Genomic DNA, 19699 nt, shown 5'->3' with positions numbered 1-19699 from the left:
CTCAGTGGGCCGGGGCCTGGAACTTCGCCTGCAGTTCGGGCAGCAGCGGGTTGGGCGGCTCGATGCCGAGGCGCTTCTCGGTGGCGATCAGCCAGCCGGTGCGGTGCCAGTCCTGGACCACCTTGTCCACCGCGGCGATGGTGTCTGCCTCGCCCTTGCGGGTCCAGACCACGGACGGCGCGGGCAGCAGTTCGGTGGTGATCGGGGCGGCGTACTGGCTCCACTCCGCGTTGGTGCGCAGCAGCGGATGGATGAGCGTGCTGTCGTGCACGGCGGCCACGCAATTGCCGCCCTTGAGCGCCAGCAGCGAATCGGAAGCGCTCTTGAAGCCCTGCACCTGCGCACCGTATTCGGCGGTGAGCGGCCTGGCATAGCTGCTGCCCTGGGACAGGCACACCGGCTTGCCGCGCAGGTCTTCCCATTTCTGGATGCCGCTGTCATTGCGCACTGCGGCCGTGCCTCCCACGCGGTAGAAGGGCGTGGGCGCATAGCCCAGGATGGCGGCGCGCTCGGGGTTCAGCTCCATGGCGGCGATGAGCAGATCGACCTTGCCGGCCTGCAGGAACTGCACGCGCGTCGGTGTCTGCACCTGCACCAGGTCGGCCTCCACCCCCAGACCCTTGGCCAGCGCCCGGGCGAGTTCGGGGTTCCAGCCCACCAGTTGCTGGGTGGCCGGATCGATGGAGCCGAAAGGGCCGCCGTTGACCAGCACGCCGATGGTGACTTTTCCGCGCTGCCGGATCTTGTCGAACGTGGCGTCGGCATGGGCCGTTGCGGCCGTCAGGGTCAGCACGGCGGCGATGCCGGCCAGGAGCGGGGCGTGGGGGCGGAGGGCGGCGGGAGCGTGGCGCATGGAGTGGAGCATCGTTGGCAGGAGGGAAGCGGAGCCGGAAGGGGCGCCCGTGGGAAAGCGAACAGGTCCCGATCTTCTGGCGCCACGCGGCATGCGGCAACAAACGTTTCCGAGGATCGATATGCGGCGGGCGCGCCAGCCGCTCGCACCCGTCAGCCGCCGTGCGGTACGGCGGCGGGCAGGCGGAAGCCGGACAACTCGTCCGGGGCGCACTGGGCAATCAGGCCGGTCTCCCAGGCCAGATAGCGGCGGGCCGCCTCCAGGTTGCCGTCATGGCGGTCGTGCACGAAGAACAGATAGTCGATCGCGTCCCCGTCGGCCGGCACGCCGGGCGAGCTTTCCACCGGCAGCCCCGCGGCCACCCAGTCGGACGCCAGCGCCCATTGCACGCTGGACGCATCCCCGGGCGTGACCTCGCTGGCTGCCAGCGCGGCGCTTTCGGCGTCGGCCGCCAGGATGAGCAGCGGCGGGCGGAGTGCCTGCGCGGCATCCCGCAGATCTGCGGCCACGCGTGGGCGCACCGACCAGCGCGCTCCGCGGGCGTGCTGCCGGCGGTAGGACGGCGAGGGCTGCACGTCCAGCAGCAGCGGCGGCGCCGGCTCGGCCGCCAGCCAGGCCGGCAGGGCCTGTTGCGCGATCTGCGGCACGGAGGGCGGCAACGCCACGCCGGCCGGGGCCGGCAGCTTCAGCGGGGCATGTATTCCGCCTTCCACGGTGGCCGCCTCATGCCCCTGCCGACGCAGCCAGGTGGCCACGACCGGCGCGCGCACGCCATCGTCGTCCAGCAGCAGCACGCGGCTGCGGCGCACACCGATGACCTGGTCGGTCGCCTGCAGCAACTGGCCGCCCGGTGCGTGGCGTGCTCCGGCGAGCGTGCCGGCCGCGAACTCGCCCGCCGTACGGACGTCGAGCACGTAGGTGGTGCGGCCCGGATCGTCGATCCAGTCCTGTGCTCCGGCGGCATCCAGCCTGGGAACGCCGGCCTCCGCGGCGACACGGGCGGCCCGGTCACGGTCCGCGGCCCTTGCTTCGGGCGGACCGGCCGGCGCGCGGTCGCTGCCATGCTCCAGCGCCAGTCCGGACAAAGCCCAGCCCTGGGTGCCGTTCTCCAGGGCCAGCACCGGATTGGGAACGCCCAGGCTGCGCAGGATCTGCGCCCCGACGATGCTGCGCGTGCGGCCGGCGCAATGGATGACGATGGGTGTGGCCGGATCCGGGGCGAGTGCGCTCCAGTGGCGTGCCAGCTCCCCGTTCGGCACCGGCAGGGCCCCCGGGATGGTCATCTTGCGGTGCTCTTCCACCGTGCGGCTATCCAGCAGCACCAGCGGCTCGCCCGCCTGCTGGCGGCGCTGCAGCTCGGCCGGGCCGATGTGCGGCGTGCCGAACGCATGCTCCACCAGTTCCCCGAAGGTCTTGGACGGCACGTTCACGCCCTGGAACAGCGTGTAGCCGGCGGCCGCCCAGCCTGGCGCTCCGCCGTCCAGCACGTGCAGGTCGGTGTAGCCCAGCCCGGCCAGGCGGCCGGCCGCGCGCGCGGCCACGCCATCGCCCTGGTCGATCAGCACGGAGCGCGTGCCGCGGCGGGGTACCAGCCGGGGCACGTCCCGTTCGAGGCGGCTGTAGGGCGCCGGTACGGCGAAGAACGGATGGCCTTCGCCGAACTGGCCGGCTTCGCGCACGTCCAGCAGGGCGATCTCCTGGCCGTCGTTCAGCCAGGTGCGCACGGTGGCGGCGTCAACGGTCGGGGGCGGTACGGGAGCGGACTGGGTCGGTGCGGGCATGGCGGTTGCGTGAAGAAAGGGCAAACCGCCGACCATAGCGCCGAACCGCCGCCCAGCCCCACGGCGCGGCAGAACGGTTTCGACTATGCATAGTCGTTTTCCGCACACCTCCCGCATGGCGCGCGGGCGCGTGCCCCGCCTGGGGCTACAGCCAGAACGGCCCTGCCGCCGGCCCCTTCTGGATCGTGAATTCCGGCGATCCACCCAGCACGAAGCTGCCCAGCAGCAGGCTCAGCAGCGACATGAAGATGCTGGCCCAGAAAGCGGTCCAGAAGCCGTCGATATGGAAGCCGCTGACCAGCTTGCCGACCAGCATCAGCACCAGCGCATTGATGACCAGCAGGAAGAGCCCGAAGGTCAGCAGCGTGAGCGGCAGCGTCAGCACCACCAGCAGCGGGCGCACCACGGCATTGGCCAGGCCCAGCAGCAGGGCGGCGACCACCAGGGCGCCGGTGCTGCCGAAGCGCAGCCCCTTGAACACATGGCTGGCCACCCACAGCGCGAACGCCGTGATGGCCCAGTGGAGCAGGAAGGGCGTGAGGTTGGCCAGCATGGTGGGGCTCCTGCGTTGCGCGGGTATCGCCGGGGCTACTTGCCCCAGCTGTCCTTCAGGCCGGTCACCCGGTTGAATACCGGCTTGCCCGGGGCATGGTCCTTGCGGTCCGCCACGAAGTACCCGAACCGCTCGAACTGGAACTTCTCGTCCGGCTGCGCACCGGCCAGGGAGGGCTCGACATAGGCGGTCACCACCTTCAGGCTGTCCGGATTGAGCAGCGCCAGGAAGTCCTTGCCGCCGGCATCGGGCTGGGCATCGGTGAACAGGCGGTCATACAGGCGCACCTCGGCGGGTACGCCGTCGGCCACGCCCACCCAGGTGATGGCGGCCTTGACCTTCACGCTGTCGGCCCCGGGCGTGCCGCTCTTGGTGTCGGGCACCACCGTCGCGAGCACCTTCGTGACTTTGCCTTCGGCATCCTTCTCGCAGCCCGTGCATTCGATGACGTAGCCGCCCTTCAGCCGCACCTTGTTGCCCGGGAAGAGGCGCTTGTAGCCCTTGGGCGGGGTTTCCTCGAAATCCTCGCGCTCGATCCAGACTTCCCTGCCGAGCGTGAAGTGGCGCACGGGCGCTTCCGTGCCTTCGGGCGGATGGGGCAGGGCGGGCAACTGGCAGGGCTCGAGGTGGCCGGCGCCGAAAAGCCCGTCCCAGTTGGTGAGTTCGAGCTTCACCGGGTCCAGCACGGCCATGCCGCGGTGGGCCTGGTTCTCCAGGTCCTCGCGCAGGCAGCCTTCCAGCGTGGCGTAGTCGATCCAGGAGTAGTCCTTGGTCACGCCGATGCGCTCGCAGAACAGCTGCAGGGCCTCGGGCGTGTAGCCACGGCGGCGCAGGCCGACGATGGTGGGCATGCGCGGGTCGTCCCAGCCGCTCACGATGCCGTTGTCCACCAGGTGCTTGAGCTTGCGCTTGCTGGTCACCACGTAGGTGAGGTTCAGGCGCGCGAACTCGTACTGGCGCGGCTGGGGCGTGGCGATCAGGCCGCCCTCGGCCAGGCGGTCCAGCAGCCAGTCGTAGAAGGGGCGCTGGTCTTCGAACTCCAGCGTGCAGATGCTGTGGGTGATGCGCTCCAGCGCGTCCTCGATGGGGTGCGCGAAGGTGTACATCGGGTAGATGCACCACTTGTTGCCGGTGTGGTGGTGCTCGGCATGCTTGATGCGGTAGATGGCCGGATCGCGCAGGTTGATGTTGGGCGAGGCCATGTCGATCTTCGCGCGCAGCACGGCTGCCCCATCCGGCAGTTGGCCGTCGCGCATTTCGCGGAAGCGCGCGAGGTTCTCGGCGGGCGTGCGGGCGCGGAAGGGGCTGTCCACGCCGGGCTTGCCGAAGTCGCCGCGGTTGGCGCGCATCTCCTCGGGGCTCTGCTCGTCCACGTAGGCGTGGCCGGTCTCGATCAGGTACTCGGCCGCGCGGTACATGAAATCGAAGTAGTCGCTCGCCTGGTAGGGCGCGGCGGTGCCGGGAGCCTGGCCGATCTGCGTCCAGTCGAAGCCCAGCCAGCGCACGGCATCGATGATGCCATCGACGTATTCCTGGTCTTCCTTCTCGGGGTTGGTGTCGTCGAAGCGCAGGTGGCACACTCCGCCATAGTCGCGCGCCAGCCCGAAGTTCAGGCAGATGCTCTTGGCATGGCCCACGTGCAGGTAGCCGTTGGGCTCGGGCGGGAAGCGGGTGCGGATCTTCGCGGGGTCGGGCTGGCCGGCGGCGTGGTGGGCGGCGTCGCCCGGCGTGCCGGCCCAGCGGGCCTGGGCGTAGGTGCCCTGGGCGAGGTCGGATTCGATGATCTGGCGCAGGAAATTGCTCGGTTTGGCGGACTCGGCCGTCGCGGGGGAGGGGGCATGCGAACTCATGGACGCATTCTAGGGTGCCGCCCCTGCCGGTAACCCCCTGCAACAAACGCCGCTACGTCCGGAAACAAGATTGTTCGGCATTTGTGCCATCCTGCGGGGCATGTGGCGCGTTACAGAGCGCATGGGGCTCGTCCCCGCCTTCCCGGCGGCGCCGGGCCCGTTTCCAAGGAGAACTTCCATGACCAAAAGCCGTTCCTTCGCAGCCATCGTCGCCGCGGCCGGCGTCGGGCTGGCCCTGCTGGCCGCCTCGGGTGCCGCGCAGGCGCGCGACGTGTTCTGGTCCATCGGCGTCAATTCCCCCGGCGTCTCGGTGGGCGTGGGCGCCGGCCCGGGTGTCATCTACAGCCCCCCGGTGACCTACGTGGCCCCGCCGCCCGTGTATTACTCGCCCCCCGCGCCCGTGTACTACGCACCGCCGCCCGTGGCCTACGTGCCGCCCCCGCGCCCGGTGTACTACGCGCCGCCCCCTCCGGTGGTGTACGGCGGGTATGGCTACTACAACCGTCCCCCCCACTGGCACCGCGGCGGCTACTGGCGCTGAGCCCGGCCTGCGCATCCTCCCCGGGCGGCCCGTTCGCCACGGCCGCCCACTTGGGCCCCCGCAAGGGGGCCCTTCTTTTTTTGCGGCATGGATAATGAATGACGACGGATGCGCGCGGCGGGCCGTGCCGGAGTCGGCAGGGCGCCGGTGCCCGTCCCTGGAGTAAAGCCCCCGTGACCACGCCCCGTTCCGTTTTCGTCCTCAACGGCCCCAACCTGAACCTGCTCGGCACCCGCGAGCCCGCCGTCTATGGCTCGCAGACCCTTGCCGACGTGCAGCAGCTCTGCGAAGCCGCCTGCGCCCGCCACGGGCTGGCGCTGCAGTTCCGCCAGAGCAACCACGAAGGCGACCTGGTGGACTGGATCCACGAGGCCGGCCGCCTGCACGCCGCGGGCCGGCTGGCCGGCGTGGTGCTGAACGCGGCGGCCTACACCCACACCAGCGTGGCCCTGCTCGATGCCGTGAAGGGGACGGGGGTGCCGCTGGTCGAGCTGCACATCAGCAACGTGCATGCGCGCGAGAGCTTCCGCCACCATTCCCATATCGCCAGCGCGGCACGGGCCGTGATGTGCGGGTTCGGAGTGCCGGGCTACGCCCTGGCGATCGACGCGGTGGCCGGCTGGTGATGGCCGCTGCCTTGCCGATGCCCCCCATGCCCGCGGAGGCGGCCGCGCTCGCCGCGCAGGCCGATATCCGCACCACGCCCTGTGGCGACGGGGCCATCGTCTGGCACGTCTGGCAGGCGACCGGCCAGCCGGAGGCCGCAGCGCCGCCGCTGGTGCTGTTGCACGGCGGCAGCGGCAGCTGGACGCACTGGGTGCGCAACATCGATACCCTGCGCTCCTGGGGGCGCACGGTCTGGGTGCCCGACCTGCCGGGCTTCGGCGATTCGGCCGTGCCGCCGGGCGGTGCCGATGCCGACGCGCTGGTGGCACCGCTCGCGCAGGGCATGCGCGCGCTATGGGGCGATACGCGCTGCGATCTGGTGGGCTTCTCCTTCGGGGGGCTCACGGCCGGGTTGCTGCTCGCGGCCGAGCCGTCGCTGGCGCGCCAACTGGTGCTGGTGGGCGCGCCCGCCATGGGCGTGGTTCCGGAGCGCCAGATCACGCTCAAGGGCTGGCGCCACCTGGCGTCCCCGGCGGCGCAGGAGGCCGCGCACCGCCACAACCTGGCCGAACTGATGCTGCACGACACGGCGCTGATCGACGGGCTCGCGCTGGACCTGCACCGGGCCAATGTCGTGCGCGACCGCATGCCGCGCCGGCGCCTGGCCCATACCGACGCCCTGGCCCGGGCCCTGCCGGCCGTGCGCTGCCCCGTGCATGCCATCTACGGCGCGCGAGACACGCTCTACCGCGAGTGGATCGCCGCGCTGGAAGGCGCCTACCGCGCGGCCGCGCCGGATTTCCGGGGCTTTGCCCTCGTGCCGGATGCCGGGCACTGGGTGCAGTTCGAGCGCCCCGGTCCCTTCGAGGACGCGCTGCGGGCCGCGCTGCACGCCGGTGCCGCGGCTGCCCGTGGCGCCTGAAGCCATGGCGGACGGTACGCCCCGCATGTCCTCCATGGCGGGCCGCGCGCCGCTGCGGGTGGACGAGCGCGAGGTCGTCTTCACTGCGATGCGGGCCCAGGGGCCGGGCGGCCAGAACGTGAACAAGGTGTCGAGCGCAGTGCAACTGCGTTTCGACATCCCGGCCTCGTCGCTCCCCGAAGACGTCAAGGCCCGGCTGCTGGCCCTGCCCGATGCCCGCATCACACAGGCGGGCGTGGTGGTCATCAAGGCGCAACAGTTCCGCACGCAGGAAGCCAACCGGCTGGATGCGCTGCAGCGGCTCGACGCCCTGGTGGCGCGCGCCGCCCGGCCACCCCGCGTGCGCAAGGCCACGCAGCCCTCCTACGGCGAGCGGCAGCGCCGCCTGCAGGACAAGCGCGAGCGCTCCGGTACCAAGGCGCTGCGGGGCCGGGTGCGGGACGCGGGCTGATCCTCCGGCCGCGGCGGCGCCCGGATTGGTGCAACGGCTGCAACGATGTGTTTGCTGCACGGGCCTTGGGTTCGCGGCCGGGCGCGCATACATTCAGGACGGGGCACTGTCCCGTTCCATCTTCCGTTGTCCTGCCACGCCGACCGAACCGCCATGTCTTCGCCCGTACCGCTCTCCGCCATGCCTTCGTCTTCCGCCTCGCCCGTATCCGCGGCGGGCCGGGAGGTGCCCGCACTGTTCGTTTCGCACGGCTCGCCCATGTTCGCGCTGGAAGCCGGGGAAACCGGCCCGGCCCTGCGCGCCTGGGCGGACGGTCTGCGCCAGCGCTTCCCCGCGCTGCGCGGCGTGGTGGTGATGTCGCCGCACTGGATGGCGCGCGGCGTGCGCGTCATGACTGGCGCGCAGCCGGCCACCTGGCATGATTTCGGGGGCTTTCCGGAGCCGCTCTATGCGCTGCGCTATCCGGCATCCGGCGCGCCCGGCCTGGCCGGGGAGGTGCTGTCGCTGCTGCAGGCGGCCGGCTTCGACGCGCAGGGTGATGCGCAGCGGCCCTTCGACCACGGCGCCTGGGTGCCGCTGATGCACCTCTTCCCGGCGGCGGACCTGCCGGTGGTGCAGGTCGCGCTGCCCGCCGATGCAGGCCCGCGCGAGGTGTACCACCTGGGTGCGGCGCTGCGCGGCCTGCGTGCGCAGGGCGTCCTGGTGATGGGCTCCGGCAGCATGACGCACAACCTCTCCGAGTTCTTCGGCGGTGCGCGCGGTGCGCAGCCCTATGTGACCGAGTTCTCCCGGTGGGTGGAAGGTGCGCTGCAGCGGGGCGACGTGGAGGAACTGCTGGAATACCGCAGCCGGGCCCCGCACGCCGTGCGCGCGCATCCCGGCGACGACCATTTCCTGCCGCTGTTCTTCGCGCTCGGCGCGGCCGGCGAAGACCGTGCGCCGGCCTACCTGAGCCGGGAGGTGATGCATGGCTCGCTCGCCATGGACGCCTTCGCCCTTGGGCCCGAAGCCGCGGCCGCGTGAAACTCCGGGGCGGCCAGCCGCTCCAAGTCCCGATGACCCAGACCACTTCCTCTGCGCTTCTCCCCTTGCTGGATTTGCCGCTCGCCTTTCTCGGCCGCCGTGCCGCACCGGATACCGCACAGCCCTGGCTGCTGGTGCTCATGCACGGCGTGGGCAGCCACGAAAAAGACCTTTTCTCGCTCGCGCCCGCCGTGCCCGGGCACTTCCACGTGCTGAGCCTGCGCGCGCCCTATGCCATGGGGCCGGGGGCCAACACCTGGTTCGAGTTCTCGGTGGAGCCCGACGGCAGCCGCACCATCCATGAAGCCCAGGAGATCGCCAGCCGCAGCCTGCTGGCGCGCACCGTGGAAAGTGCCGCCGCGCAGCTCGGGGTGCCGCCGGAGCGCGTGGTGGTGGGCGGCTTCAGCCAGGGCGGCATCATGGCGTTGTCCCTGCTGCTCACCCGGCCCGAACTGCTGCAGGCCGCCATGGTCTGGCACAGCCGGCTGCTGCCCCAGGTGCTGCCCCATGCGGTCGAACCTGCCGCGCTGCAGGGCCGGGCCCTGTGGGTGAGCCACGGCGAGCAGGACAACGTGATTCCGCTGGCGAGTGCCCGAGCCCTTCGCGACCATGTACGCGGCCTGCCGCTGGCCCTGACCTACCGGGAGTATCCCGGCATGCACGAGATCCGCCCCGGCGAACTGCGCGAGGCGATGGACTGGCTGGCCGCCCTGGGTGCGGCCGAGGCGCTCGCGCGCTGACGCCGCCGCGGTGGCGGCTGCCTGCGCATCCGGTCACATGCGCTTACCGCGCCGGGCACGGCGCGGCTCCACAATGGCCGGTGGCGGGGCTGCTTTCGCTGGCCCTGCATTCCGCCGCGGCGCGCGCCGCGTTTCCGTTCGCGAAAGAAACCCGCATGCCCGATTCCGATCCCCAGGACTTCCGCCCGCCGTCCTCTTTGCCGCGCCGCGCATCGCCCGCGGGCTGGGTGCTGGCGGGCGTGGCCGGCGCCGCGGTGCTGGCAGGGGCTGCCTGGTGGTTCGGGTGGATTCCGCCGTCCGCGCGCACGGCAGAGCCGCCGCCGGCCGCCCAGGCGCCCGAGTCTCCCGTGGCCGAGGCGCCGGCATCCGTGCCGGAGCCCGTGGCCTCCGGGCCGCAGCACCCCGTGGACTCTGCGCAGGCGCCGCCGCCGCCCGCGATGAAGGACTCCGACGCCTTCATCACACAGGCGCTGGGCGAGTGGCTGGGGAGCGATCGCATCGCCGCCCTGCTGCACCTGGACGACATCGTGCGGCGCATCGTGGTCACCGTGGACAACCTGCCCAGAACCCAGGCGCCGTCGCGCCTGTGGCCCGTGCAGCCGGCGCCGCAGCACCTGGCGGTGCAGGTGGAGGCCGGCAGCGCGGTGGACGAGAACGGCGCACCGCTGCACGCCACCATCGCCCCGGCCAATGCCGCGCGCTACCAAGCCCTGGTCGCCCTGGTGGAAGCGGTACCGCGCGATCGCGCGGTCGCCCTCTACCGGCAGCTCTACCCGCTGTTCCAGCAGACCTATGTGGACCTGGGCTATCCCAAGGGCTACTTCAACGACCGGCTCGTGGCCGTGCTGGGCCACCTGCAGGAAACGCCCGAGCCGCGCGGGCCCCTGCGCCTGCAGCTCACCCGCGTGCAGGGCGAGGTGCCGTCCACCCGGCCCTGGGTGCGCTACGAGTTCGCCGATCCGCACATGCAGGCGCTGTCCAGCGGCCAGAAGATGATGCTGCGCATCGGACCGGAGAACGCACGCCGGGTCAAGGCCGTGCTGGCCGACCTGCGCCGCCGGCTGGTGTCGGCCCAAGCGCCTGCCCAGGCCGCGGCGGTGCCTGCACCGTCGGTGGCCGCGAGCGCCGCACCCTGATCCACCCACGACGCCCCGCCATGCCTCTTTTCATCGCCATGAACCGTTTCCGCATCGTCCCCGGCCGCGAGGACGAATTCGTCGAGATCTGGCGCCAGCGCGACAGCCACCTCGCGCAGGTGCCCGGCTTCCAGTCGTTCCACCTGCTGCGCGGCGAGACCACGGCGGAGCACACGCTGTTCGCCTCGCACACGGTGTGGGAGTCTCGCGCGCATTTCGAGGACTGGACGCGCTCGGATGCCTTCCGCGCCGCGCATGCGAACGCCGGCCAGAAACGTGACATCTACCTGGGCCCGCCGCAACTGGAACTGTTCGACGCTGCGTGGTGAGGCCGCGGTAGCCGCGCACTGCGCCGTCAGGCGGCAGGCAGCGGCAGGGCGGTCTTGTAGCGCACCTGCTTGAGCGCGAAGCTGGAGCGGATCTTCTCGATGCCCGGAATCGGCGTGAGCTGCTCCAGGATGAAGCGCTCCAGCGCGCCGATGTCGGCGACAGCCACGCGGATCAGGTAGTCCGAGTCGCCGCTCATCAGGTAGCACTCCATGACCTCGTCATGCTCGGCGATGCGGCGCTCGAACTGCGCCAGCGCCTCCTTGGCCTGCGATTTCAGGCTGATGCTGATGAACACGTTCAGCCCCAGGCCCAGCACGGCCGGGTTCGCCAGGGCGACATAGCGGGCGATCACCCCCGAGGCCTCCAGCGCCTTGACGCGCGCGAGACAAGGGGACGGCGAGAGATGCACGCGGCGCGCCAGCTCCACGTTGGAGAGCGAGCCGTCGGCCTGCAGTTCGGCCAGGATGCGTAGATCGATCGTGTCCAGCTTCATGTGCGGAATTTTAGAAGATTGCCGGCATGAAATGCTGCGATTCGGGGTTTCCCAGGATGGTGAACAGCCGCCCATGCCGCGCAGGGACCGGTAAAGTGCTTCGGCATGAATGCTCCGCTGCCGCTCCATGCCCTGGGTGCCCAGGCCGCCACCATGTCCTCCGGCACGCCTGTTGCCGATGCCGATCCGCAGGAAACCGCCGAATGGCGCGACGCCTTCCTGGCCCTGGTCGCCACCCAGGGGCCGGAGCGCGCCCGATTCGTGCTGGACGAACTGGCGGCCCTGGCGCGCCAGCAGCACACCGGCTGGCAGCCCACGCTGAACACGCCGTACGTCAACACCGTGGCCGTGGAGGCGCAGCCGGTGTTCCCCGGCGACCTGGCCATCGAGGAACGGCTGGCCTCCCTCATGCGCTGGAATGCCCTCGCCATGGTGGTGCGCGCCAACCAGGCCTATGGCGAGCTGGGCGGCCACATCGCCAGCTACGCGAGCGCGGCCGACCTGTTCGAAGCCGGCTTCAACCACTTCTTCCGCGCCCGCGAGGGCACGGGCCCCGGCCAGCACCGGGGCGACCTCGTGTTCTTCCAGCCGCACAGCGCGCCGGGTGTCTATGCGCGCGCCTTTCTCGAAGGCCGGCTGACCGAGCACGACCTGCAGCACTACCGCCAGGAGATCACCGCGCCCGCGGCGGGCGCGCAGGGCCTCTCCAGCTATCCGCACCCCTGGCTCATGCCCGACTTCTGGCAGTTCCCCACGGGCTCCATGGGCATCGGGCCGATCAGCAGCATCTACCACGCGCGCTTCATGCGCTACCTCACGCACCGCAACCTGCTGGATTGCCAGGGGCGCAAAGTGTGGGGCGTGTTCGGCGACGGCGAGATGGACGAACCCGAAAGCATGAGCGCATTGACGCTCGCCGCGCGCGAGGGGCTGGACAACCTCGTGTGGGTGGTCAATTGCAACCTGCAGCGGCTCGACGGCCCGGTGCGCGGCAACGGCCGCATCGTCGATGAGCTGGAGCGCCTCTTCGCCGGCGCGGGCTGGAACGTGGTCAAGCTGCTCTGGGGCAGCGACTGGGACGGCCTTTTCGCACGGGACCTGACCGGCACGCTGGCGCGCACGCTGGGTGGCACGGTGGACGGGCAGATGCAGACCTTCGCCGCCAAGGACGGGCGCTACAACCGCGACCACTTCTTCGGCCAGTCGCCGGAACTGGTGGCGCTGGCCCAGGGCCTGACCGACGAGCAGATCGACCGCCTCAAGCGTGGCGGCCACGACCTGGTGAAGATCCACGCCGCCTATGCCGCTGCTGCTGCCCACCGTGGCCAGCCGACGGTGATCCTGGCCCACACCAAGAAGGGCTATGGCATGGGTACGGCGGGGCAGGGCAAGATGACCACGCACAGCCAGAAGAAGCTGGATGAGTCCGACCTGCTGGAATTCCGCAACCGCTTCAACCTGCCGCTCACCGACGCGCAGGCCACGGGCCTGGCCTTCTACCGTCCGGCCGAGGACAGTCCCGAGATGCGCTACCTGCGCGAGCGCCGCGCCGCCCTGGGCGGCACGCTGCCGCGCCGCGAGACCGCCTGCGACGCGGTGCCCGTGCCACCCGTGGGGCAGTACGCCCAGTTCGCGCTGCAGGCCCAGGGCAAGGAGATGAGCACCACCATGGCCTTCGTGCGCATGCTGGGCTCCCTGCTGAAGGACGCGCAGCTGGGCCCGCGCATCGTGCCCATCGTGGCCGACGAGGCACGCACCTTCGGCATGGCGAATCTCTTCAAGCAGGTGGGTATCTACAGCAGCCTGGGCCAGCGCTATGCGCCGGAGGACATCGGTTCGGTGCTCAGCTACCGCGAGGCGCTGGACGGCCAGATCCTGGAAGAGGGCATCAGCGAGGCCGGTGCCATCGCCAGCTGGACGGCCGCCGCCACCAGCTACAGCGTGCATGGCCTGGCGATGCTGCCGTTCTACATCTACTACTCCATGTTCGGCTTCCAGCGCGTGGGCGACGCCATCTGGGCCGCGGCCGACCAGCGCGCGCGCGGCTTCCTGCTGGGCGCGACCTCGGGCCGCACCACGCTGGGCGGCGAAGGGCTCCAGCACCAGGACGGCTCCAGCCACCTCGTGGCCGCCACCATTCCCAACTGCAAGGCCTACGATCCGGCGCACGCGGGCGAGCTGGCCGTCATCCTGGATGCCGGCATGCGCGAGATGATGGTGGAGCAGCGCGACGTGTTCTATTACGTCACGCTCATGAACGAGAACTACGCCCAGCCCGACCTGCCGGCGGGCGTGGAAGAAGGCGTGCTGCGCGGCTGCTATGTGTTCAGCGGCCCCACGCCATCCCAAGGCCCGGCCGACGCGCCCGCGGTCACCCTGCTGGGCTCCGGCGCGATCCTTACCGAAGTGGTCAAGGCCGCGCAGGCCCTGGCGGCCGAGGGCGTGCAGGTGACGGTGGTGAGCGTGACCAGCTGGAGCGAACTGGCGCGCGACGGCGTGGCCTGCGAGCAGCGCCTGCTGCGGGGCGAAGCCCGGCCGGGAACGCCCTGGCTCACGCAGGTGCTGCAAGGCACGCAGGGCCCGGTGGTGGCCGCCACGGACTATGTGCGCGCCGTGCCCGAGAGCGTGCGCGCCTTCGTGCCGGAAGGCCGCCGCTACCTCACCCTGGGGACGGACGGCTTCGGCCGCAGCGACACGCGCGCGGCGCTGCGCGGCCATTTCGGCGTGGATGCCGCCAGCGTGGCCGGGGCCGCGCGCAGCCTGCTGCACACTACTTCGCCATGGTGACCTCGGTGATGTGCTCCACGAAAAGCCGCACGGCCTCCGAGGCATGGTCGCGGCTCCAGACCACGCCCACCGGGCCGAAGGGGATGACGCGGTCCAGCGGCAGCATGCGCAGGTTGCCCAGCGTGGCCTGGTACTCGGCCATGGCCCCGGAGCACACGCCCACGTAGTCGCCCTGGTGCAGCAGGGCCTGCAGCGTGGTGATGGCGGCGGTCTCCACCCTGGGCAGCAGCCAGGACGCACCGCTGTCGAGCAGGGCCGTGTCCAGCTGCGAACGCATCAGCGTGCCCTTGGGCGGCATGATCCAGTCCTCCTGCAGCAGGTCCGCCAGGCGCACGGGCCCGGGCGCATCCCAGAAGCGGCTGGCACGTCCCACCACCAGGCAGACGGTGTCCTCGAACAGCTCGCGGTGGTCCAGCCGCCCCTGCCAGGCGCGCGCATCCAGCGAGCCGACCACCACGTCCAGCTGCCGGTTCTCCAATCCTTCGAGCAGGTTCCCGAACGGACTCTCCGACACGGTGACCGAGATGTACGGGTGCAGGGCCTGGAACTGCGCCAGCGCCTGCGGCACCCCGCGCGCCACGCCGGCCCACACGCTGCCGATGTGCAGGCGCGCGCTGCGGCCCGCGGCCACCGCGCCCAGTTCGAGCTGCGTGCGCGAGATGTCGCCCAGCACGCCCACGGCCAGCCGCTTCATGATGACCCCGGCCGGCGTGAGCTGGATGCGCCGCCCGCGCGTGACCAGGGGCATGCCCACCAGTTCCTCCAGGTCCGCCAGCCAGTGCGACATGGCCGACTGCGTCATGTGCATGCGCGCGGCCGCCTCGGTCAGCGTGCCGGCCTCGTCCAGCACGAGAAAGGATTCGAGGTGCCGGATTTTCAATCGGCGTGCCCAGGCCACGTGTTCAAGAGACATGAGTAAATGCTAATGGATCCATCGGGCGAATTCGCTGGTCCCGAGGCATGCACCTCCGAATAATCGCTCCAGGAAGGCCGGCATGGGCACGGCTGCAACCTGTTTCTTCGGAGATTGCATACCATGAACAAAACTTCTTGGCTGGCCCGGTGGGCTGCCGTGGCCCTCACCTGGGCCGTGGCCGCCGCCCCGGCACTGGCGCAGGACGCCGCGGGCTACCCCGGCACCCGTCCCATCCGCCTCGTGGTGTCCCAGCAGGCCGGCGGCAGCTCCGACACGGTGGCCCGCCTGTGGGCCGAACACGCCGGCAAGGCGCTGGGCGCCAACATCGTCGTGGAGAACAAGCCCGGCGCGGGCGGCATCATCGCGGCGCAGCAGGTGCTCGGCCAGCCGGCCGACGGCTACACGCTGATGTTCGGCGGGGTGTCGCAGATGGTGCTCAACAAGTTCGTGTACAAGCCGCTGCCATACGACCCCGAGAAGGATTTCACCGGCGTGGGCATGCTGAGCACCGTGCCCTTCGTGCTGGTGGCCAACCCTGCCACGGGCTTCAAGTCGCTGGACGACCTGGTGAAGTACGCCAAGGCGCACCCGGGCGAGCTGAACTTCTCGTCCTCCGGCCTGGGCAATTCGACGCAGCTGGCGGTGGAACTGCTGCAGAAGAAGCTCGGCATCTCGATGACGCATGTGCCTTTCAAGGGCGAACCCGATGGGCTCATGGCGACCATCGGCGGCCAGACCCAGGTGATGGCCCCGGTGGCCGGCACCGCGCTGCCGCACATCAAGAACCGCAAGGTGGTGCCGCTGGTGGTGCTGGCGCCTTCGCGCCTCGCCGAACTGCCCGATGTGCCGGCCGCCAACGAACTGGGCGTGAAGGATTTCGACACCATGGGCTGGAGCGGCATCGTCGCCAGGGCCGGCACGCCGCCGGCGATCATTGCCAAGCTGCACGAGGGCACGCGCGCCTTCCACGCCAGCGCCGAGGTGCAGGCCAGGCTGCGCGCCATGAACGCGATTCCCATGGCCGGCCCCGCCAGCCAGCTCATGGAAGTGGCGCGCCGCGACACCCGGGCATGGGGTCCGACGCTCGACGCGCTGAACCTGAGCGGCAAGTGAGGAACGACATGACCCACGAAGCGATGGTGTCCTGCCCGCAACCCGAGGCGGCCGAATCGGGCATCGAAATCCTGCGCGCGGGCGGCAACGCGGTGGATGCCGCCGTCGCCACCGCGCTGGCACAGACCGTGGTGGACCCGCTGATGTGCGGCATCGCCGGTTTCGGCACGGCGGCCGTGTACATGCAGGGCGCGAACGGGCCGGCGGCCCACGAATACTTCGACTTCCACGCCCCCGCGCCGCTCGCCTGCCGCGAAGACATGTGGGCCGGCCTGCTCGAAGGCGAGACCCGGGACGGCTTCGGCTTCATCCTGAAGGGCCGCGTCAACGACATCGGCCCGCAGTCCATCGCCACGCCGGCCACGCTCAAGGGGCTGGAGGCCATGCACCGCGCCCACGGCCGCATGCCGTGGAAGGAGGTGATGGCGCCCGCGATCGCCTGGGCGCGCGAGGGCTTTTTCGTGCGGCCCGGCATGCACGCCTTCTGGATCGACGAGCCCACCATGGGCCGCGTGAGCAACCTCGACCGGTTGCGCTACAGCGACGAAGGCCGCGCGCTCTACTGCCGCCCGGACGGCTCGCCCAAGCCCATCGGGGCCCCGCTCGCCAATGCCGGAATGGCGGATGTGCTGGCGCAGGTCGCGCAGGAGGGCATCGCCCCGTTCTACGAAGGCGAACTGGCGCACCGCATGGTGGAGCATGTGCAGTCGCTGGGCGGCCTGCTGTCGCTCGATGACCTGCAGGGCCATGCCGTGCGCCGCACGGTTCCGCTCGTGGGCAGCTACCGCGGTCGCTCCGTGACGACCAACCAGCCTCCGGGCGGCGGCGCCATGCTGCTGCAGATGCTGAACATCCTGGAGAACTTCCCGCTGGCGGAGATGGAGCACAACGGCCCGGCCTACCTGCGCCTGCTCAGCGAAGCGATGAAGAAGGCCACCTCGGACAAGGACCTGCACATCGGCGATCCGGCCTTCGTGGAGGTGCCGCTGGATGCGCTGCTCTCGAAGGAGGCCGCGGCGCGCGTGGCCGAGGACATCCGTGCGGGCAAGCGCCACCGCGTGGAGCGCGTGAACCCGGGCGCTCCGGTGCCGCGCGATACCACCCACCTGAGCGTGGTGGACGGCGACGGCAACTGCGTGTCGATGACGCATTCCCTGGCCATGCCCTCGGGCGTGATCACGCCGGGCATGGGGTTCTTCTACAACGGCTGCATGGGCGTGTTCGATCCGCGGCCGGGCCGCGCGGGCAGCATCCAGCCGGGCAAGAGCCGCTTCACGTCGTCGTGCCCGACCATCGTCTTGCGGGACGGCAGGCCGGAAATCGTGCTGGGCGCGCCGGGCGGCACGCAGATCGCCATGGGCGTGCTGCAGGTGCTGCTCAACATGATCGACCACGGCATGGGCATGCAGGAGGCCGTCTCGGCGCCGCGCTTCTCGTCCACCAGCAATTCCATCGACGTGTGCAACCGCATCCCGCGCCACGTCACGCGCGCATTGCAGGCGGACGGCTGCGAGGTGTTCCGCAACCCGTACAACTACACCATCGGCTGGGTGCACGGCGTGCAGATCGGCGAGGACGGGCGGTTGCATGGCGGTGCCGATCCCGGGCGCGACGGGGTGGCCTACCGCACGGCCGTGGCCTGAGGCCGCTAAACTCGGCCGCATCTCCTTGTCCGACCCGGTCCCGCGCGCCGCGGGAGTCGCCGTGCCCCCATCGCCGCTTCACCTGCTTTTCTGGATGCGCCGCTGCCTGCCCCGCCTGCCGGCTGGCAGGCGCCGCGCATGGGCCTGGGCGGCCGGATGCCTGGCGGCATGGCTGGCCGCCTGGCCAGGCACCGCGCTTCCGGAAAGCCTGGTGGCCGTGGATGCGAAATCCCGCGCCGTGGCCCAGACGGTGTTCGGCATCCTGGGCTACACCCGCTGGCCGGAAGAGCCGCAGACCCTCCGGCTCTGCGTGGTCGGACCGACCGAATTCGCCGACGAACTCCTGCAGGGCGCGGAGCCGACGCCCACCCGCCGCATCGAGGTGCGCCGCATGCGGCTGGGCGATGCCGCGCTCCCCACGGCATGCGACGGCGTCTACGCGGGCCACCTGGAGGACGCCGAGTGGCGGCAACTTCTCGAGAAGATGGGAACGCGACCGCTGCTGTCGATCAGCGAGCGGCGCGAACTCTGCCGCATCGGCTGCATGTTCTGCCTGGAGGTGCGCCAGGACGGCGTCGGCTTCGAAAGCAACCTGGATTCGGTGGCCCGCAGCGGAGTGCGCGTGAATCCCCGCGTGCTGCAACTCTCGCGCAGGAAGGCCGCGCCATGAGGCAGGCCGGCACGGCCGGTCCCGGCGATACCCTGCGCGCCGTCGTGCACCGGGCGCACCTGAGCATGGCGTTGCTGGCGGTGGCGCTGGCCGGGGTGCTGCTGCTCGTGGCCGGGTTGGTGGCGTTGCGCGTGTACGCAATGAACAACCTGCAGCTGGTGGCGCGATCCCTGGCCTACACCGTGGAAGCAGCGGTGGTGTTCGGCGACCGGGAGGATGCGTCCGAGACGCTGCGCCGCATGGTGGCGGACGAGGGCGTGGCCGAGGCGCGCGTCACGGATGCCCACGGCGCCGTCTTCGCGGAATGGCATGCGGAGCTGGGCGGCCTGAAAGGCCGGCTGGCCCCGGCGGTGGCTTCCCTGGTGGGGCTCGCGCCCGTCGCCGTGCCCATCCGCCACGAAGGCGAGGACAGCGGCGCGGTCATGCTGCGCAGCGATGGCCTGGGCCTGCTGTACTTCATCGGCACCGGCATGGCGGCCCTCGCGCTGTGCCTGGCCGTGAGCGGTGCCGTGGGCCTGGTGCTGTCCCGGCGCATGCTGCGCGACATGGTGGTGCCGCTGCAGGCGCTGGCCACCGTCGCGCGGTCGGTGCGCCGCGACCACGTCCACGGTCTGCGGGTGCCCCCGGCGCGCATCGCGGAGCTGGACGCGCTCGGCGACGATTTCAATGCGCTCCTGGCGGAGCTGGAACGCCGCGAGGCGCTGCTGGAGCAGCGCAACGTCGCGCTGACCCACCAGGCCCTGCACGACGGGCTGACCGGCCTGTCCAACCGCTCCCACTTCGAGCAGCATCTGCAGTCCTGCCTGGAAGAGGCGCGCGGCGCCGGCACATCGCTGGCGCTGCTGTTCCTGGACAACGACCATTTCAAGGCCGTCAACGACACCCACGGCCATGCGGCCGGCGATGCCCTGCTGGTGGCCGTGGCGCAGCGCCTGCGCTCGCAGGCGCGCGAGACCGATCTGGTGGCGCGGCTGGGCGGCGACGAGTTCGCCATCGTGATGGCGCCGGTGGGCGGCCCGCGCGATGCCGAGCGGATGGTCGCCCGCGTGCAGGAAGCCATGCGCGATCCGGTCGCGCTGGAAGGTGGATTGGAGCTGCAACCCGCCGTCAGCATCGGCGTGGCGGTGTTTCCCCTGCATGCCGGCGACATGGGTGCGCTAATGCGGTTCGCCGACATGGCGATGTACCGGGTGAAAGCCGAGCGGCGCGGCGGCCTGAGGTCTCGATAGCTATAATAAATTAACTATTAAATAGCATCTATCGATAGTCTGGTGGATGTGCGCCTGGAGGG

19 protein-coding genes are annotated in these 19699 nt (G+C 70.9%); 13 read left to right on the top strand and 6 right to left on the bottom strand.

Going from position 1 to position 19699, the window contains the following annotated elements; translation table 11 throughout:
* Nucleotide 1: 1 nt before the first annotated feature.
* The 4 genes from ACGHC0_RS15070 to ACGHC0_RS15055 form a co-directional block, all read right to left on the bottom strand.
* Nucleotides 2–853, bottom strand: coding sequence for a transporter substrate-binding domain-containing protein (locus tag ACGHC0_RS15070; RefSeq protein WP_415268424.1), 852 nt, complete (start codon nt 851–853; stop codon nt 2–4).
* 152 nt (nt 854–1005) lie between these two features.
* On the bottom strand, nt 1006–2634 hold the full coding sequence (locus tag ACGHC0_RS15065; RefSeq protein ID WP_415265999.1) for a rhodanese-like domain-containing protein: 1629 nt from the start codon (nt 2632–2634) through the stop codon (nt 1006–1008).
* A gap of 145 nt (nt 2635–2779) precedes the next feature.
* Nucleotides 2780–3187: a phage holin family protein gene (locus ACGHC0_RS15060; protein WP_013595233.1), complete on the bottom strand. Its 408-nt coding sequence runs from the start codon at nt 3185–3187 to the stop codon at nt 2780–2782.
* A 35-nt stretch (nt 3188–3222) separates the two neighbouring features.
* A complete protein-coding gene (locus tag ACGHC0_RS15055) occupies nt 3223–5037 on the bottom strand; it encodes a glutamine--tRNA ligase/YqeY domain fusion protein (RefSeq protein WP_415265998.1) in 1815 nt (604 codons plus the stop codon).
* Nucleotides 5038–5215: 178 nt separating this feature from the next.
* Here ACGHC0_RS15055 and ACGHC0_RS15050 point away from each other — a divergent pair, with 178 nt between their 5' ends.
* The 8 genes from ACGHC0_RS15050 (at nt 5216) to ACGHC0_RS15015 (ending at nt 10785) form a co-directional block, all read left to right on the top strand.
* Complete coding sequence (locus ACGHC0_RS15050; RefSeq protein WP_415265997.1) at nt 5216–5578, top strand: hypothetical protein; 363 nt, start codon at nt 5216–5218, stop codon at nt 5576–5578.
* A gap of 173 nt (nt 5579–5751) precedes the next feature.
* Nucleotides 5752–6204 (top strand): type II 3-dehydroquinate dehydratase, encoded by a 453-nt coding sequence (gene aroQ, locus ACGHC0_RS15045; RefSeq protein WP_368351749.1) that lies wholly within the window; start codon nt 5752–5754, stop codon nt 6202–6204.
* A 17-nt stretch (nt 6205–6221) separates the two neighbouring features.
* Complete coding sequence (locus ACGHC0_RS15040; protein ID WP_415265996.1) at nt 6222–7106, top strand: alpha/beta fold hydrolase; 885 nt, start codon at nt 6222–6224, stop codon at nt 7104–7106.
* A gap of 4 nt (nt 7107–7110) precedes the next feature.
* A complete protein-coding gene (arfB, locus tag ACGHC0_RS15035) occupies nt 7111–7557 on the top strand; it encodes an alternative ribosome rescue aminoacyl-tRNA hydrolase ArfB (protein ID WP_415265995.1) in 447 nt (148 codons plus the stop codon).
* A 153-nt stretch (nt 7558–7710) separates the two neighbouring features.
* Nucleotides 7711–8580: a DODA-type extradiol aromatic ring-opening family dioxygenase gene (locus ACGHC0_RS15030; protein WP_368351747.1), complete on the top strand. Its 870-nt coding sequence runs from the start codon at nt 7711–7713 to the stop codon at nt 8578–8580.
* 32 nt (nt 8581–8612) lie between these two features.
* Nucleotides 8613–9320, top strand: a complete 708-nt coding sequence (locus tag ACGHC0_RS15025) for an alpha/beta hydrolase (protein ID WP_415265994.1) — start codon at nt 8613–8615, stop codon at nt 9318–9320.
* Between the two features lie 155 nt (nt 9321–9475).
* Entirely contained in the window at nt 9476–10456 is a 981-nt protein-coding gene (locus ACGHC0_RS15020; RefSeq protein WP_415265993.1) for a DUF3014 domain-containing protein, read from the top strand.
* Between the two features lie 20 nt (nt 10457–10476).
* Nucleotides 10477–10785, top strand: coding sequence for an antibiotic biosynthesis monooxygenase family protein (locus ACGHC0_RS15015; RefSeq protein ID WP_415265992.1), 309 nt, complete (start codon nt 10477–10479; stop codon nt 10783–10785).
* A 26-nt stretch (nt 10786–10811) separates the two neighbouring features.
* Here ACGHC0_RS15015 and ACGHC0_RS15010 read toward each other — a convergent pair whose 3' ends face one another.
* A complete protein-coding gene (locus ACGHC0_RS15010; RefSeq protein ID WP_368351743.1) occupies nt 10812–11279 on the bottom strand; it encodes an Lrp/AsnC family transcriptional regulator in 468 nt (155 codons plus the stop codon).
* A gap of 105 nt (nt 11280–11384) precedes the next feature.
* On the opposite strand from ACGHC0_RS15010, the gene mdeB reads away from it, so the two are divergent.
* On the top strand, nt 11385–14066 hold the full coding sequence (mdeB, locus tag ACGHC0_RS15005; protein WP_415265991.1) for an alpha-ketoglutarate dehydrogenase: 2682 nt from the start codon (nt 11385–11387) through the stop codon (nt 14064–14066).
* On the opposite strand, the gene ACGHC0_RS15000 is transcribed toward mdeB, so the two are convergent.
* Complete coding sequence (locus ACGHC0_RS15000) at nt 14050–14979, bottom strand: LysR family transcriptional regulator (RefSeq protein ID WP_415265990.1); 930 nt, start codon at nt 14977–14979, stop codon at nt 14050–14052. The genes mdeB and ACGHC0_RS15000 overlap by 17 nt on opposite strands.
* Nucleotides 14980–15102: 123 nt before the next feature.
* Between ACGHC0_RS15000 and ACGHC0_RS14995 the strand changes: the two genes are divergently transcribed.
* From ACGHC0_RS14995 to ACGHC0_RS14980, 4 genes are read left to right on the top strand one after another with little or no spacing between them, the layout of a single operon-like run.
* Nucleotides 15103–16095, top strand: coding sequence for a Bug family tripartite tricarboxylate transporter substrate binding protein (locus ACGHC0_RS14995; protein WP_368351740.1), 993 nt, complete (start codon nt 15103–15105; stop codon nt 16093–16095).
* Nucleotides 16096–16103: 8 nt separating this feature from the next.
* Entirely contained in the window at nt 16104–17738 is a 1635-nt protein-coding gene (ggt, locus tag ACGHC0_RS14990) for a gamma-glutamyltransferase (RefSeq protein ID WP_415265989.1), read from the top strand.
* A gap of 25 nt (nt 17739–17763) precedes the next feature.
* Nucleotides 17764–18408 (top strand): YfiR family protein, encoded by a 645-nt coding sequence (locus ACGHC0_RS14985; protein ID WP_415265988.1) that lies wholly within the window; start codon nt 17764–17766, stop codon nt 18406–18408.
* The gene (locus ACGHC0_RS14980) at nt 18405–19637 is read left to right on the top strand and encodes a diguanylate cyclase domain-containing protein (RefSeq protein ID WP_415265987.1); all 1233 of its coding nucleotides are present in this window, start codon (nt 18405–18407) and stop codon (nt 19635–19637) included. The genes ACGHC0_RS14985 and ACGHC0_RS14980 overlap by 4 nt, the downstream gene beginning before the upstream one ends.
* The last annotated feature ends 62 nt before the right edge of the window (nt 19638–19699 follow it).

It is taken from the genome of Acidovorax sacchari, assembly GCF_042847045.1.
Taxonomy (GTDB): domain Bacteria; phylum Pseudomonadota; class Gammaproteobacteria; order Burkholderiales; family Burkholderiaceae_C; genus Paracidovorax; species Paracidovorax sacchari.
This window is presented reverse-complemented; position numbering and strand designations above follow the sequence as displayed.